At 37.8% G+C, this 16,552-nt stretch carries 14 protein-coding genes; 1 reads left to right on the forward strand and 13 read right to left on the reverse strand.

Annotation, left to right across the window (positions count from 1 at the left end):
- The first annotated feature begins 327 nt into the window (after positions 1-327).
- Positions 328-819: a restriction endonuclease subunit S gene (locus GKD17_RS13355; protein WP_007833449.1), complete on the forward strand. Its 492-nt coding sequence runs from the start codon at positions 328-330 to the stop codon at positions 817-819.
- Here GKD17_RS13355 and GKD17_RS13360 read toward each other — a convergent pair.
- From GKD17_RS13360 to GKD17_RS13420, 13 genes are all read right to left on the reverse strand, one after another.
- Positions 812-1,981 (reverse strand): restriction endonuclease subunit S, encoded by a 1,170-nt coding sequence (locus GKD17_RS13360; protein ID WP_032935862.1) that lies wholly within the window; start codon positions 1,979-1,981, stop codon positions 812-814. The two genes, GKD17_RS13355 and GKD17_RS13360, sit on opposite strands and share 8 nt — an antisense overlap.
- A gap of 5 nt (positions 1,982-1,986) precedes the next feature.
- Positions 1,987-3,033, reverse strand: a complete 1,047-nt coding sequence (locus tag GKD17_RS13365; RefSeq protein WP_007833447.1) for a virulence RhuM family protein — start codon at positions 3,031-3,033, stop codon at positions 1,987-1,989.
- 11 nt (positions 3,034-3,044) lie between these two features.
- Complete coding sequence (locus GKD17_RS13370) at positions 3,045-4,598, reverse strand: type I restriction-modification system subunit M (protein WP_007833446.1); 1,554 nt, start codon at positions 4,596-4,598, stop codon at positions 3,045-3,047.
- A gap of 6 nt (positions 4,599-4,604) precedes the next feature.
- Entirely contained in the window at positions 4,605-5,528 is a 924-nt protein-coding gene (locus GKD17_RS13375; RefSeq protein WP_007833445.1) for a DUF5655 domain-containing protein, read from the reverse strand.
- A gap of 2 nt (positions 5,529-5,530) precedes the next feature.
- The gene (locus GKD17_RS13380) at positions 5,531-8,359 is read right to left on the reverse strand and encodes a type I restriction endonuclease subunit R, EcoR124 family (RefSeq protein ID WP_007833444.1); all 2,829 of its coding nucleotides are present in this window, start codon (positions 8,357-8,359) and stop codon (positions 5,531-5,533) included.
- A gap of 23 nt (positions 8,360-8,382) precedes the next feature.
- Complete coding sequence (locus GKD17_RS13385; RefSeq protein WP_032595660.1) at positions 8,383-8,664, reverse strand: helix-turn-helix domain-containing protein; 282 nt, start codon at positions 8,662-8,664, stop codon at positions 8,383-8,385.
- 135 nt (positions 8,665-8,799) lie between these two features.
- A complete protein-coding gene (locus tag GKD17_RS13390; RefSeq protein ID WP_235778221.1) occupies positions 8,800-9,549 on the reverse strand; it encodes a hypothetical protein in 750 nt (249 codons plus the stop codon).
- An 85-nt stretch (positions 9,550-9,634) separates the two neighbouring features.
- Entirely contained in the window at positions 9,635-10,768 is a 1,134-nt protein-coding gene (locus tag GKD17_RS13395) for an AAA family ATPase (RefSeq protein ID WP_007833439.1), read from the reverse strand.
- Positions 10,765-11,892, reverse strand: a complete 1,128-nt coding sequence (locus tag GKD17_RS13400; RefSeq protein WP_007833438.1) for a DUF262 domain-containing protein — start codon at positions 11,890-11,892, stop codon at positions 10,765-10,767. Before GKD17_RS13400 ends, GKD17_RS13395 begins: the two co-directional genes overlap by 4 nt.
- Positions 11,893-11,959: 67 nt before the next feature.
- Positions 11,960-13,336, reverse strand: coding sequence for an ATP-binding protein (locus GKD17_RS13405; RefSeq protein ID WP_007833436.1), 1,377 nt, complete (start codon positions 13,334-13,336; stop codon positions 11,960-11,962).
- Positions 13,337-13,455: 119 nt separating this feature from the next.
- Entirely contained in the window at positions 13,456-13,776 is a 321-nt protein-coding gene (locus GKD17_RS13410) for a helix-turn-helix domain-containing protein (protein ID WP_007833434.1), read from the reverse strand.
- 126 nt (positions 13,777-13,902) lie between these two features.
- On the reverse strand, positions 13,903-15,453 hold the full coding sequence (locus GKD17_RS13415; protein WP_007833432.1) for a hypothetical protein: 1,551 nt from the start codon (positions 15,451-15,453) through the stop codon (positions 13,903-13,905).
- Positions 15,450-16,472 carry a hypothetical protein gene (locus GKD17_RS13420; RefSeq protein ID WP_230590533.1) on the reverse strand — a complete coding sequence of 341 codons (1,023 nt, stop codon included), beginning with the start codon at positions 16,470-16,472 and terminating at the stop codon, positions 15,450-15,452. Before GKD17_RS13420 ends, GKD17_RS13415 begins: the two co-directional genes overlap by 4 nt.
- Positions 16,473-16,552 lie beyond the last annotated feature (80 nt).

Below are 16,552 nucleotides of genomic sequence, written 5' to 3' on the forward strand. Positions count from 1 at the left end.
AAAGATAGTCTTTTAGACTAAAATACATTTGTGTTATTCGGAAAATTTCATCTTTAATTAGATATTATACAGCCTACTATGCAAAATAGTAGAATATATAACTTAAGGTTTGGCTCTTCTACACACTTTAAGAATAATATAATGAGCAATATTCTGTTTCTGGTGTGATGGACATAGCATAATGTCATAAACAATGCGATGATTTGAGGAACAAACCGTCTGTTTATCGATAAATTAAGGATTGTTATTCATAAAGGTCCGTAGATTAGTCAAATCATTTTTCGTAACTCAACCTTAGTAAAGATTCAAAATCTTTGCGAGGTTATCATGGGGCAATCTCCGTCATCCTCAAGTTACAACAGTAATAATGATGGACTTCCTCTGATTCAAGGTAATTTGGATATACTTGATGGGATAACGATTTCGCGTATATACACAAATGAACCAACTAAAATATCCTTGCCAAAGGACTTAATTCTAACTGTTAGAGCACCTGTTGGAATTGTTGCAGAGAACAAAATGAAAGTCTGTATTGGACGAGGAGTATGTGCGCTGAGAAATAAATCTGCAATGCCTACAATGTATATCTATTATGCTTTAGATTATTTCAGTTACAAATGGAAGCAGATTGAGCAAGGAAGCACATTCACCTCTATTAATGGAGATGATGTTAAAAATTTTACTATACCTTTAGTTGACGATGTTGAATACTCATGTGCTTTACTTTCAAAGGTTGATGTGCTTATTAAGTGTTCAATAGACCTTCATTCAAATTATATAAAGCAAAAGCAATATTTACTCTCGCAGTTGTTTATATGAACATCTGCGAGAGCAAGAATTGTTTCAACTCTTGTAGGGTAGAAATAATACTTTGTTCGACTTCAAGTTTAGTACAAAAAGCATCAATAATTTTGCATATATGTTGTTGCTTTGGTATAGGAGGTAGTTTGATTTCTGCCTTTTGAAATATATCCATTCTCAAAGATGATACTGTAGAACCAACGGAATTCCTAACAAAATAAGAATTTAATGTACTCATAAAATAGTAACAATACTTTGGTAGAATACATGAAGCGAAATCCGTTATGGCATAGCACCTTTGGTGTAAGGCAAATTTTCCTTTATAATATCGAGGGTAAAAACTTTGTCCCTCACCAGCATAAATAACAGCTTCCTTGTCAAACGAATAAGTTGGAAACCATTTTAATTCTTCTGAACGGTCAAAGAAAGGATACCAATTTTCTATATGTTCTATATTAGCATCTTGCACATCACCAACACCATTCGTAATATGTGCAATATTGCCTAAACGTATGGTATGAGCATCTATTATTGAGTTAAAGAGTAAATCTGTTATTACGGACTTTAGTTTTTTCAAATCCTCAATGATTTTGTTTTGAGTTGCGATGCGGCCTTCTACCAGTTGTAGTAATTGAGCTATTTTATATTGTTCATTCACAGTCGGAATAGCAATTTTGATAGATTTGATTTGCTCAAAGTTTAAGCCTTGTCTATTTCCACCAGCTTGAAAACTGTCTATTTGCTTTTGTCCATAGCTCGAAAGTAAAAAATTACAGAGAAAAGAGGATATAAGATTATCTTGTGTACGAATAATACAAACATGCTGATTTACATTGCCCCCTGCGATTTCTTTAGTCGCGATTGCACTACGCCCAATAGAAGCTCCTGTGATATTAAGCAGTACATCATCCAATTGTAACTCTGTATTCTTCTGACGTTGGTGGGTATCTTCATCTATGTAGGCTATATCATCTAATAAAAGTTGTCCCAATCCTACGTTTTGACTACGTACAAAAGGATGTCCCTCTGTCTTATACACAGCCTCACCACCTCTTGGGGTTACGCCACTACCTACTTTTATAGTTAGCTCACCAATGGTACATTTCTCCCACTCCCCACTAAACTCCGGGAATCTCAAATTTGGAACATTGAGGACTTTATTTTCGTTATTATTTGGCATAATCATTATTCTTTATCAGGGTTAATATCAAATGGCAATAAGTTGTCGCCATTATTGAATCGGTCAAAATCAGAGCTAAACAAGCGATCCTGAATGATTCGATACTTCTCAAATTCGCTTTCGGCAAATTCCTTAGCAAACTCTGCCGTAACCTTTCCAGCATCGGTAAGAATTTCATCACCACCTGCTTCAAGGATAATATCAATGCGCTTTGCCCAATCTTCCATTGTCATCGGAATATGTCGCTTTGCCATACGCTCTGCCATATCCAGTACGGAGTTGACCAAACGTCCCATATCTTCCAATTCGACACCTTTCAGATAGTCTTTTGCAATACTGACATCGGTCTTGACGATTTTTCCGTTGGGGGCTTTCTCCCATTTGGTCAATCCCATATGTTCTTTTTCGGCATCGGCTCTGCTAACGATTAGCTCTGCCGCAGTCTGACCGTGTACGGCATAGTGCATTTTGTTTTGAACTTTCTTGAAGAACAACCGGGTAGTAGGTGCATCGCGGTTGTAATCAATGGCAGTAGCATAAATATCGGTAAGTTTCTGGTAGAAACGGCGTTCACTCAGACGAATCTCACGAATCTCTGCCAGCAAATGCTCGAAATAGTCCACACCAATGAATGAACCATTTTCCATACGCTTCTTGTCTATCACATAGCCACGGATAGAGAACTGGCGGATGATGGAGGTACACCACTGGCGAAATTGGGTAGCGCGGATGCTATTAACCCGATACCCAACAGAAATAATGACATCAAGATTGTAAAACAAAGTTTTACGATTCACCTGCCGTTTGCCTTCTGTTTGAACTACCGAGAAAAACTCGGTAGTTGATTCCTTTTGTAGCTCACCACTGGCATAGATGTTTTTAAGATGTAATCCAATATTGTCAGTCGAGCAGTCAAACAGAGCGGCCATTGCTTTTTGAGTACACCAAATGGTCTCATTCTGATACATCACTTGTATGCCCTCTTCTTTACCTTCAATAGCGAAGATAAGGAACTCAGCCGTACTATTCCGTATTTCAAATCGCTTTGCCATTGCCTCTAATTTTAGTCAACTAACCCTAATTCTTTCAGATAGCCTTCGATTTCTTTATCAAGATCGGCTCGTTTGGCTTCGAGTTCTTTAATCTCCGCCATTACCGCCTTGATGTCGATAGGTTCTTCTTCCTCAAAGGTATCGACATAACGAGGGATATTCAGATTATAGTCATTGTCAGCTATCTCTTGCAGTGTGGCAAGGTGGCTGTACTTCTCGATTTCCTTACGGTCACGATAGGTGTCAACTATCTTTTTGATGTGTTCGGGTCGAAGTTTGTTTTGAGTTTTTACTTTTTCAAACTCTTTGCTGGCATCAATAAAGAGGATGTTGTCATCTTCCTTACGGCACTTTTTGAGTACCAAAACACAGGTTGGTATAGATGTTCCATAGAAGATGTTAGCAGGCAGACCAATGATTGCGTCCACATAATTTTTCTTCTCAATAAGGAAGCGGCGGATGACACCTTCGGCATTGCCACGGAATAATACACCGTGAGGAGCTACACAAGCCATCGTTCCACCATCGGAAAGGTGGTATATCATGTGAAGAATGAAGGCGTAATCGGCTGTCTTGCGTGGGGCTAAACGCCCGGCTTTGCTGAAACGGTCATCAGTATTGAATTTGTCAGCCGCACTCCATTCGGCAGAGAAAGGAGGATTTGCAACTACCGCATCAAACTGGGTATCGCCAAAGGCATCCCATTCAAGAGTATCACCGTTTTCAATTTTGAAGTTGCTGAATCTGATGTCATGAAGCAACATATTCATGCGAGCCAAGTTATAGGTGGTCGGATTCTTTTCCTGACCGTAAATTTCTACAGCGTTACCGATGTGTGCTGCACGGAGTAGTAGAGAGCCTGAGCCACAAGTCGGGTCATAGACATTGCGTAAACGCTGGTGTCCGATGGAAACAATTTCTGCCAAGATACGGCTGACTTCCTGCGGAGTATAGAATTCTCCGGCTTTCTTTCCGGCTCCTGCCGCAAACTGCGAAATCATATATTCGTAAGCATCGCCCAGAATATCAATCTCCTGCGATGCCTCTACACCAAAGTCTATATCATCCAATGCAAGAAGCACATTGCTGACAAGGGTATTTTTATCATCGGCAGTTTTACCCAGTTTCGGCGAAGCCAAATCAATATCCGAAAACAATCCTCCAAAATCTTCTTCGCTGTCCTGTCCAAGAGTGCTGTCTTCAATACGCTTCAATGAACGTTCAAGTATAGGTAAAATGTTCTCTTTCCGCTTGATGGCCTCTATTACGGACGAAAACAAAAATTTCGGTTCAATGAAGTAACCTATATTTTCCAAGCATTGATTCTTTGCTTCCTCTTGTAACTCAACCGCATCGGTATCATCCATTTCCCACAATTCCTTAAAGGTTATTTCATCATCCACCAAGGCATTGTTGGCATACTTCTCTATTTTCTCCGACAAGTATTTATAGAAAATGAAACCTAATGTAAAATACATAAAATCGCTTGCCGACATATTGCCACGCAAACGGTTTGCGACCTCCCAAAGCTGGTCTCGGAGTTTCTGTTGCAGTTCTTCGCTCATAATATCCTATTCCTTATTTTTATTTATTGTTTGACGCAATAGATTAAAAACATAATCCATTTCCGTATCGCTTTTCAATGGGAAACGAACCTCATAAGCTCCATTTCCCCAATGCCCGACTTCTGACACATCACGAGTAATACATTCAGGGTCTTTGAGTGTTCCTTTCTTCGCATTGAGAAACAGTCTTATACCCTTATTTTGCATAACTATATCACAAAACACCTTACTTCCAATTTTGAAACCTATAGTTTTCTTCTTGGGATATATTGTAATATCTTCTCCAAATGACAGTAAAAACTCTTTGATTTCCGCATATATATTCAAGAAATCATCTTCTATATTCTCTAAATGATCCTGTTCGCTATATACTTTAATCTCTTTACTTACCGTAGTTATTGTCTCACTATTAGAGACTGTTTTAATACTTTCCTTGCTTGAACGATTTACTATCTGCTCAAAAGAAAGCGTATCATTTGTAAAGCGCTTGATTTCCCATAATTCTATAGGCAAATCCTTGAAATTAATAGCCTCTTTTTGATAAGTTGTAAAATTAGGAGAAACAAACAACACCTTTGATTGAGACCAATCCACATCATTCCGTTTTAGAGTACCTGACTTAGACTCATTGTACTCTAAAATGAACTCTGCCTTGTTATTTAGCATCAGGGATAGATAAGCATAACCTTGATCAATTACACTAAAATTTTTATCTCTTTTATATTCTATTATTACAAAAGACTTTTTATCCGAGTCAAAAGCTAAAGAGTCTATACGGAAAGTGCCAATAGAAAATTCCGTCTTGATAAAATCAAGCCCAAGCAACGTCTGAAGATTCTTTTCAACTATGTTTTGAATTTCTTTCTCCAGCTTAAATGGCTTCTCCTTAATAAGCGTCAGTTGATCAGTATATATTTTATATGTTGACATCTTTATTCCCAATTAAACGTTCTTATTATATTACGCAGTCTTTCCATTATTCTCATCAGTGCTTTTCTCGTCTTAATCAATCCGAGATGCTTTTCTTTCAATGCCTTTTGTATGATTTCCGGCTGCTCTTTTTGCAGGTAATCGTATTCTTTAAGGAAGTGATTCAGTACTGATGGCGATATCTTCTCTTCCTCAGCCAATGAATTAACTGCATTTTCTCTCTCAACGGCAATATAGCGGTTCAACCGTTCTTCCAAATCGCTTGACCCATCGACTTTACCTCGCTGCATCATGAAGTTCTCCTTATCGTCATCCACATTCTTTTGAATGAAACCATCAATAAGTTTGGCTTTGCTACGCATTTCAGCATCTTTAATCATTGTGTCAATGATATGCTGACGGCGCTGCGCATAATCAGCACTATATGGATCAAGTTCCGCAATGAGTTCAAGAATATATGCCACATTGATAATGTCGCTATGCAAAAGCTCAAGGCAGAAATCTATATCTTCCAATCCTTGATTGTTCCCATATGGGACAGGATCTTCCGCAACGACTGATGGGGTTATAGGTGGTTCAATAAACCCGACCGTAATGTCAAGATACTTACTCTTATAGTCGTTGAATTGCTGTTCAGTCATACCGAGGTCTTCCGCCTCCTCACTATAATCTTCGTATATCTGGATTTCCGCATGTTTACGGATAATATCACGAAATGCAAGCACAAAATTTTTCTTGTCATTTTCGCTTTGAAGAAGATCTATACTTCCGGGAGTAGAATATTTTTTCAGGAATTCTGTTGCCAAGCATTTATATTCCTTTTTTACATCCTCAAACGGTGGGCGTACTATATCTTCGGGATTGTCAGAGTTGCTGAATAATTTGATCGATGTATCAACGTTGTTTTTCAAATCACGGAAGCAAATAATTTTACCGAAACGTTTCTTCTCGTTCAAAACTCGGTTGGTACGACTGAACGCCTGCAACAAGCCATGATATTCCATGTTCTTGTCGACATAGAGCGTATTCAGTTTTTTACTATCAAAACCGGTAAGGAACATCCCCACAACAAGACAAAGATCAAGCGGTTTCATATCCGCTTTCTTCTTTTTCATGCGCAGATTGATGTCATCATAGTAGGCTCGGAAATTCTCTGTAGTGAAGGCAGTGCCGAACATATTGTTATAATCGTCCATAATGGCTTGCAGTTCATCCGCCTCACCCACGCTCTCTTTTGCATACTGCCCTGTACCCATGCCGGTCTGTTCATCGTCTTGACTGTTATTGGCAGCGTAAGTAAACACAGCACCAATACGGATTTTCGGATTCAACGATTTGAATATCTTGTAATAGCGTATAAGCATCGGCACGGATTGCACGGCAAACAAGGCGTCAAACTCTCCGTCAAATGTAGATTTGTTGAAATTGTTTAGGACAAATTTGGCAATTTCCTCCATACGAGTTTGATTGTCATTGTCAACAACTTCGTTACCATGATAATACTCTACGAGGAAACCAAGCACATTCTCATCAGCTATGGCATCCTTAATAAGATATTTATGAAGACAGTTGCCGAATATCTCTTTAGTAGTATGTCCATCCACCGCATTTTCGGTAAAGATTGGCGTTCCCGTAAAACCGAATATTTGAGCATTGTCAAAGAACTTCATAATCTTCTTGTGACTATCCCCAAAATGACTACGGTGGCACTCATCAAATATCATAACGATACGTGAATGACGAATGGTTTCAATCTTGCTACTGTACCACGTCTTGCTGACTGCGGCATTGAGCTTCTGAATAGTAGTGATGATAATCTTGGAATTGCTTTGAAGCCGCTTCACAAGCTCGTCTGTATTGTCAGTACTATCCACAGCACCAGGCTCAAACGCTTCATATTCCGATTGCGTCTGAGTATCAAGGTCATGTCGGTCAACAACAAACATAACCTTATCCACATCGTCCAATTCCGATACAAGTTGTGCTGCCTTGAACGAAGTCAATGTTTTTCCGGCTCCTGTTGTATGCCATATATAGCCGTTATCGTTAGAGTTCTGTACACGATCCAGAATCTTCTCTACGGCATAGAACTGATAAGGACGAAGCACCATCAAGCACTTGTCACCCTCATGCAACACGATATATTTCCCTATGATTTTGCCAAGCGTACATTTTTCCAAGAAGAATACGGCAAACTTATCCAATTCATTGAACGGATGATTGGCAGCATCCGTCCAATTAAATGTAAACTTATAACCGCTATTGGGATTATTGGCAAAATAACGGGTGTTTACACCATTTGAGATAACAAACAACTGAATATAGTCAAACAATCCATGAAACGAGGTCTTATGATAACGTTGTATCTGATTGTAAGCCTGTTTGAGTTCTACTCCCCTGCGCTTTAATTCTATCTGAACCAATGGCAAACCATTGATAAGTATAGTCACATCATAGCGGCATTTTTTCCGTCCTTCAACAGTAATCTGGTTTGAAACCTGAAACTCGTTCTGACACCACTGGGTACGATTGAGAAATTCCACCCAGACACGCTGACCATCTGACAAATCAAGCGGATATGGTTCACGGAGTTTCTTCGCCTTTTCAAAGCGTGTGCCACCTTCAAGATGTATCACTATCTTCTCAAACTCTTCATCCGTAAACGAAGTGCGACCAACTTCTGCCAGTTGTTTCTTGTTATGAATCTCCAACTGACGTTTGAAATTAGCATAAAGATTATCCTCTTCGACAATTTGGACATACTCGTAGTCCATTTGTCGAAGTGTGGCTATCAATCCGGCTTCCAATGCCGCTTCGCTTTGTGTTGACATATTCTTGCCCTGCTATAGTGTTATTACCTATTTATTCCAGCTTGTAATATTTTGATGCCTAATGCATTTTCTATTTTGCACAAAGTTTCCAATGACAAATTCTCTCGGCCTTTCAACACTTTAGAAACATACTGCTGGGTGCAGTTCATTTTCTCAGCCAGCACTCGTTGTGTCATGCCAAGTTCTCCCATTCGGTTTGACATGATTGCTGCTATAGCCTGCGAATGGCAAACCCAATTTTCGCCTTTGCATTCCACTCTTTCCTCTTTTACTTCCAATGCGTTGTCTATCTTTTCTTCAGCCATTGTATGCATCAAAAAATACCTTTGCCTTATTTTGTAGGCAAAGGTACTATAAATAATTGAGATGGCACAACCTTCAGGTTGTTGATTCATATTTTCTGATTGCATAATTTTAATTAAAAAGCTAATATCATGTGGTTAGCATAATTTATCTATAATTGTTTTTATATGTCTTGGCACTCTTCTTTCATCTTCTGCATCCAAATGAAATCCATGATATATATTTTCACTTTCACGCTTAAATTCTATGTATTGACTACACTGCTTGTCAAAATAATACAGCGTTTTCGGATCCTCACCTATTGCTTTATATAACAACCGCGTAGCTTCTTCTTTACAGCACATCAATATTGATACTTTTTGACCATTATTACTTGGATGTGCACCTTTGCCATTTTCTCCATGCTTAGGATTAAGATTAAATATTCTTTGTGGTTTACGGTTTACCTCATACCATTTTGAAAGTAATTTTAAATCGAAGCTTCTTACATCAAGTTCTATTTCATTTTGATTACGTTTTGTACGTATAATCTCTGTAGAACAAGCAAAAGCATTAAAATTAACCAATAGAAATGTACTTGCATCTACAGAAACATATTTCCGTTCCGTCATTTCACACAAAGTATCGTCTTTTATCGGTAAACAATAATACATATAGTCTTCTGTATCCTTTTGTACTTTTTGCATTCGCCAATTTTCTCCCCATTTATTCAACACTATACGCATACGGGTCATGATATTGGGATAGCAATCTTCTGCAATTCTTACAGGATACAGAAATGCATATACATTATCTGCATCATAATAGCCTTCATAATTTTCATTCGCTATAAAGCAGCATATTTCGTCTATATTTTTTACAACTTTCAAAATTTCATCCTCAGTCATGATACTTTTAGACTTAATATAATCTGGTTGCCCTACAGCTTCCTCATATTTTGGCAGCAATAAAAAAAGTTCGCTGTGCTCTATATCAAAATCCGGTTAAGGTCTTCAAATCAATATCTATCTGATCAAAAAATCCCTTAGGAGGACGAGTGATACGTCCTGTTTCTGAAATCAGTAATTGATGTGACAAAGCTACATGCTCATGTTCTTCCCTTTCAAAATAGTATATGGATAGTAAATCAGGATTAATCCACTTTTTGTTTACTGCCACCAAACTACCATTTATAATATGGTCACTATGCGATTCCATCACAATCTGTACTCCACAAGCTACAGCTTTTGAAACCAGTTCCATCAATACAGCCTGTCCTTTCGGATGCAAATGCGCTTCCGGATTCTCAATAAGCACAATGGCATCTTTACCTGCACTTAATACGGCTATTAATATGGGTAATACATAAGTGATTCCAAAACCAGTATTCAAGGCTGTAATATCTTCCGTAATAGTATTTTCTTCTCTACTAAATTTATATTTCAACTTAAAATCCTCTCCCACAGGCTCTATATTGATTTTTATATTAGGCGAAACAAGACGTAGCCAACGTTCTACCTGCACAGTAAGTCTATAGTCCGGAGTTATATCATCATCTTCGATAATCGCAAGTTCTTTTATAGGGATGTTTGTATTTTTATACTGCTCAAGAAAATGTACTGCATATTCACATTGTCCCATGATTTTAGATATTTGTTTTTTAGTAACAACCAAAGAAGTATCACGGTTGTAGCTTTTTTGCGGACCAAAACGAAATGCACTCAAATACTGAAAATTCTCATTAAACAATGAATATTTCGACAATACAGCTTTTGACGTCTCATTACTTTTAGCTCCTGGAAGCATCGTATCCATGATATTATCAGGATATTCAAATGAAAAATTCAAATCATCTTGTTCAATAAACTTCATATTAATGTTCAACGAATGTTCCATTGAAGTCTGACAGGCTAATTCTCCAGACATTCCGGCATCACATAAATCGCCTTTTAGATTTAGGCCAGAATCTAGATCGTTCATCATAAAAGACTGTCGTAATAATATCAATGACTGTATGACAGTAGATTTTCCCATACCGTTCATACCAGTAAGAATTGTCAGTCCATTTAGCTTCAAATTTGTATGATTATGAAGCTTTAAATTATTTATGCTTAAATGAGTAATCATAAATTTATTATTTCTTTTATTAACGATTTCACCATCGTAAAACGTTGTTCCACATTATATTTCTGCCCTGTTCCGGTTGATATGGAGAAATTAAATTTGTCATCATTAAACAAACGAATCATTCCGTTTTTAAATGCTCCTGCATTTTTCAATAACAGACTTTGTTCTTCATCACTCAACCAAGCTATGTTGACACTCAAGGTATCATATACTGATTTAGATATAGGCTTTCTTCTTTCGGAAACACTGTATCTTTTTCGAAATGTATCATCTTGAAATATCTGATAGCAACATTTCATTGATTTATCAAAAGCAATGCGTATGTCATCCCTTTGCGCACGAGTCATTTTATTCAGTTCTCCCATTTTATCATTTAGAAACATATCTAAATCACCAATATAATCCTGATAACCAATAAAAAACGCCACAAATCGGTTTACAAAATCTCGATCTTGCATTCGCTTTGTCTTTACAGAATAATTAGTAGCTTTTTTAAAAGACTCCATGTCTGCCAACTCTTTTAGAAATATCGCAGCAGGCCCCTGGTTCAAAGCATGGCGCATCTCTTGTGGTGTTAAAGGTTCTCCAGCAGTATTTACACGTTGGAATATTATATATTTTACATCTAATGGAGTTCCTTTACGCAATGTATTCATGGTAATTTTAAGCGATTTAATACGCTTAACTTCAGGACGTGCCAATTGAGAGAAAGTTACCCCTTCAAAATTTTTCAGGAACTGTAGCCCTTCCAATTTCAGTGGTTCATCCTTCTTTAATACAAAATCCCTTATTGCACAAATCCGCTGCAATCCATCTATAATAGAAAGCTTTTGACTTACAGGATCTTCGCTAAAATAAAAAGATGGCAAAGGAAGTCCCAGCAAAATAGATTCTATCAGCCTACTCTTTTTTATGTTATTCCACACATCTGCTGCACGCTGAAAATCAGGCTGCAAATCTATCTCATCATTTTCCAATTGTTCTATTAGTGAACCCAAATTAACCGTGGATATATCCACATCAATTTCGTTCGGATTAAACGGTTTGGTTATTGCTTCCGAAGAATTATCACCATCAAGATTCTCTTCTTCCACTGCAACTTCCTTGTTATCGATATCCACCATAGTTATAAATTATTTAATTTTACAAAAAAATCCAATATCAGCTCATTTAACCTCAATTATTTAATTGCTATTTAGTCAGATTAATAATATCTTCTGGTAACAATATAACACCCCCAATATCATCTTTCGGAGCATTCTTAAGAAACAGCATTGGAACGATGGTATAGTTCTTGGCAAACGGTAGCAGATTAGCTTTGCGGAGAAGTTCGGCTGTTAGTTGTTTACCATTCTCCCCTGTTGTCCATTTACATTCACCAACCAGCAGATACTTTTTATCAAGCGATTCGGCCATTACATCAAATTCGACTTGTTCAGGTTTCTTATCCTCATTGAGGACAGAACCCCACCAGCGTTTTGCCTTACCATAAACTACACCATTGACAAGATTACCTGTAACAGCATCTCTGCACAGTTTTTCCCATTGCATACTCACATACTCAGAGAAATGGGCATTCAAAGCCTGTTCAATGGGTAAGCTACGACCAAGTTCAATGAACGAGCGATTCGGAACAACAAACTGATAGTAGAATGCCATAAAAGGATCGGCTATCTTATAAAGACTCTTTTTCGCATTCTTTTCATCAATCCCGAATGGAACATCTTTTTCCAAGAATCCGAGATCGATAAGTTTCTTTAATGGTCGTGACAGATTGGTTGCCGGTTCATTGCATCGTCCAGCAATCTCAGAAAGACGATTTGCACCTGTACCGATATAAGACATTATTGTCGAGGTCTTGACAATATCCTTAACATCATCTTGAAACAGCTTTATAGGTTCTTCGTAAAGAGTGCCATTTACTGACAGGATATTATGCCACAATGCGTCATCAAGCGAATTTCTGTTTTCCCTTAGTTCCCAATAACGCGGCACACCTCCCCATACGGAATACTCTTCAATGGCATTCATCGCATCAAGACTCAAAGCCTCCTGAATATACGGCAAACGTATCGGTGATAGCCTCATTATCTCATCAGCACGACCATAGAGAGGTGCAGTAGAATCAAGAAACAACCCATACATCATGTTTTGTGACGAGCCACAAAGCACAAGATTATACTTCAGTTGTTTCTCGTCAACCAGTTTCTGCAAAACAGACGACAGTTCCGGAGATTGTTCCACAAGATATGGAAATTCATCCAAACATAGAGTAAAACGCTTGTCTGTTCGATAATTGACCGCACGAAACATAGATTCCCAGTCTGGATATGTCAACTTATCGAAATCTGGAAACACTTGTGCTATCACTTTTGCGAGCAATGTTCTCTGATGTTGGCCTTCAGAACGATCAGCGAGAAAATAAACATCATTGTCCGACAACACTCTTTTGATAAGTGTTGACTTACCTAATCGTCTACGACCATACATGACGACTAACGAGGACTTCTCTCTCGCAAGAGCATCCTTCAAACGTGCCGCTTCATCTATTCTATCAACGAATTTCATACGCTATACTTATTATGCATTGCAAACATAATGATTTTAAAGCATAATACAAAATTTCAAGTTTTGTTTTTTTTCCTCATAAAAACATTTTTAACTTACTTATAAGGAGAATATAAACTTTATCCCTTTTTTGAAGCTCGTTTCCTTGTCTTCAAACTCAAATCTTGTAACGCTTTCCCCAATTTATCTTCTTTGGCTAACCACAGAATATCATCGTCAAGCTGTAAAGCATACAGAACACGCAAGTAAATACCGATTGCCACAGTCGGTGCGCCTTTCTCTATTCGGGATACGGTCAACGGAGAACAGGTGGCACGTTCAGCCACTTGAGCCACACTCAAATCTCTGCGTAAGCGAGCCAACTTAATCTGTTCTCCCACAACCGACATCTTCTGCTCCAATTTTCGGGGTAATTTAGTCCCCATCGTATTCTTTGCCATATTCAACACATCATATAATATGCCAAAATAACACTTTATATTTATTTAATGATACATTACAGGCAAATATAGCGAATCCATAAAATCAGAAACATGTACATCCCTAAATAATTTTCCCCAATAGGGTTAAGCATAATACTGTTTAAAAATTTCCTCCATCTGGTCAAGCGTCTTATTGAACGATATCCTCAGTTCAGCTGGACATTTGGGATTTTTCAGAAGTTGTCTTAATCTTTTAATCTGGGCTTTCATCATGATATTGCTCGCTTTCGTGGTCTTATCCACTTTTATTGCGAACTCACCCATTAGGGTTCTTAAGAACTTTCGGATTCTACCCATAATCTTTATAAACGCTGGATAAGCATTTATTTCTATCAGCAAATCAATTCCTTCAATACTTTCTAATATGCGAAATATATTACTGTCGTTGGTATCTCTGTCCAAATAGTGCACGTACAATGCCCTCCGTTTCACATCCTCCTGCTTTAAGAGACGTTCTAATTCCATTCGGATTTCTGATGCTTCAGTTTTCAACTTTTCAGCATCCGCAGGAACAGCATTCTGTATGAATGTCCAAAGCGCATTGTCCTTTTCTGTATCATTATATCCGACAAGATGGCCAAGCGTTGAAACCTTTGATACAAGTAATCGACGAAAGGTCAAGGGGTATTCTATATCACTTCCCGCATTCATAAAAGCCCTTATGACACAAGACATATCAGCAAAAGACATTTCTATAAGGAGATAAACATTCATTAGGTCTTTCATGTCCTTTATTGTCTTTGGCTTGTCTTGGTTGGATGCGTTCTTGCCCAACCAGTCTTCCAGCCGTCCTAGTTTATCCTTTTCTTTAGCGGTCCAATCAACGCTATCAATGTCTTTAAGTATCTTATCGAGTATTTCCTTAAATTGATCATTTTTTGAAAATTCATAAACTATTCGTTTGTAGAAATCTAGTTTGATGACATTGATTTGAAAATAATGAAAACCTGTCGCTTTAGAAGATACATTTCCCTGTAAGGCCTCCACGTATTCAATAGTATCACATAATACCTGTATCGAAAGCAGTGCATCCATCCACGGAATTACGCACTTCATTGCTTCATCTTCGCCTTTATTTTTTACCTTTATAAGTTGTTTATACACTTTATAGAGGTCATCATCATAATGGTAAGTAATATTCCGACCTTTACGTTCTTCATAGGTTGTCATCACTGTTCTCAATTGCGTTGACACCTTATCATAAAGAGCTACTACCCCTTCATATACCTGAGCATACTTACTCCTTTCGAATCTTTGGTATACTTGTCTAAGTTCACATCCAAGCTCCGTCCACACAGATCGCTCTCTTTCTTCACCATAGCCTAATAGCAAACGGTATCCCTCCACCCTAATACCTTCAAGGTTCTTGATATGATAACATTTCTCAAATGTGTATGCCCCATTCAAACTGCCCCTTAAACTAGTCATCAGGTCTATCAATATAAACCTCATGTTCATCCGCAGTTCTACAGCCAGTCTTAGCAATTGCGGTACATCTGCATTTAGTTCCTTCAAGAGCGAGAGATCTTCTAATACCTTCTTGTACAAATCCTCGATGGTCTTTGAGGAATTGCCTATCAGGTTCTCTATAGTCTCTTTTGAAGCCTCCTTGTATATAACTTTTGTCTCTGTCATTTTGCTTTCTCTACTATCTTTCTTGCAAGTAACGTCGTTTCTATTAGATGTAATATTAGTACATGACAAAGTCTACATATCGACATCAAAGTCGTTTCATATATCTTGCTGTCATTTGTAGCATCGTAATGGCAATCTATGTGTTGTGTTATAGGATCGTAATCAACGCCTCCACTATGGCTAGCTGCATTCCTGATTTTATTGTTCATTGAACCGTCCATATAACCCATAAAAGCACCATTCCCTTCAAGAACTTCTATCATTTTTCCTGCTGCTTTTCCGGCAAACTTTGTAATAGTATCGACATCGCTTAGCCCAGAATTGGTAAATACATCTATATTTCTGTTTTCTCGAAGATTGTTCAATCCTACAAGTATCTTTAAGCCATGAGCAAATACCTCATAACCTTCTTTGTACATACCCATAGCATCATCACAACCTATAGTGACAATCTTCAAATCACCATTCCCGGCCACATCTTTAATGCCTGCACTTGCATATATCATGGCAGGTAAAATTTTTTGTATGTCGTCAATAGACTTAGCTACAAAAGGCAATGCCTCATCTTTATACCATTTTGAAATCAATCCGCTAGCATCCAGTTTAACCTTGATATCCTGCACCTCATCTACAGTTAATTTATTGATAAGGTCTTCCAGCGGTTTAATAAACCTTGCATGACAGTCATCCAGATAGCGTTGTGGAGCAATGTTTAGATATACGCCTTTCAGCAGTTCAAAGTAGGAATCATACATTTCCAGAGCACTGCCAAGGGGCTTGTATTTCTTCTCATCGAACAATATAGCCATCTTCTTACTAAACGCTTCCACATTCCCCTTCTTCAAGATAGGCAATAATGCGTTCAGCATTCCTCTATAGGGTAAAAACCTATACTGCATCTTTGTTAAGAACACATCATAGTTATGAACCTCTTCTAATGAAAAAAAAGAACTTTTAAACGATAAACTCAAAAACAACGATGAAAGTGCCATGGACTGTGTAAAGTCTAAGTCTTTCATATACAAGTCGTCAATAATTGGCAAGGACGAAGAATAACCAATAGTTGTTATTGGCGGGTCTTGTGGTGAAGGCATGTACA

The sequence above is a fragment of the Phocaeicola dorei genome, from assembly GCF_013009555.1.
Classification (GTDB): Bacteria; Bacteroidota; Bacteroidia; order Bacteroidales; family Bacteroidaceae; genus Phocaeicola; species Phocaeicola dorei.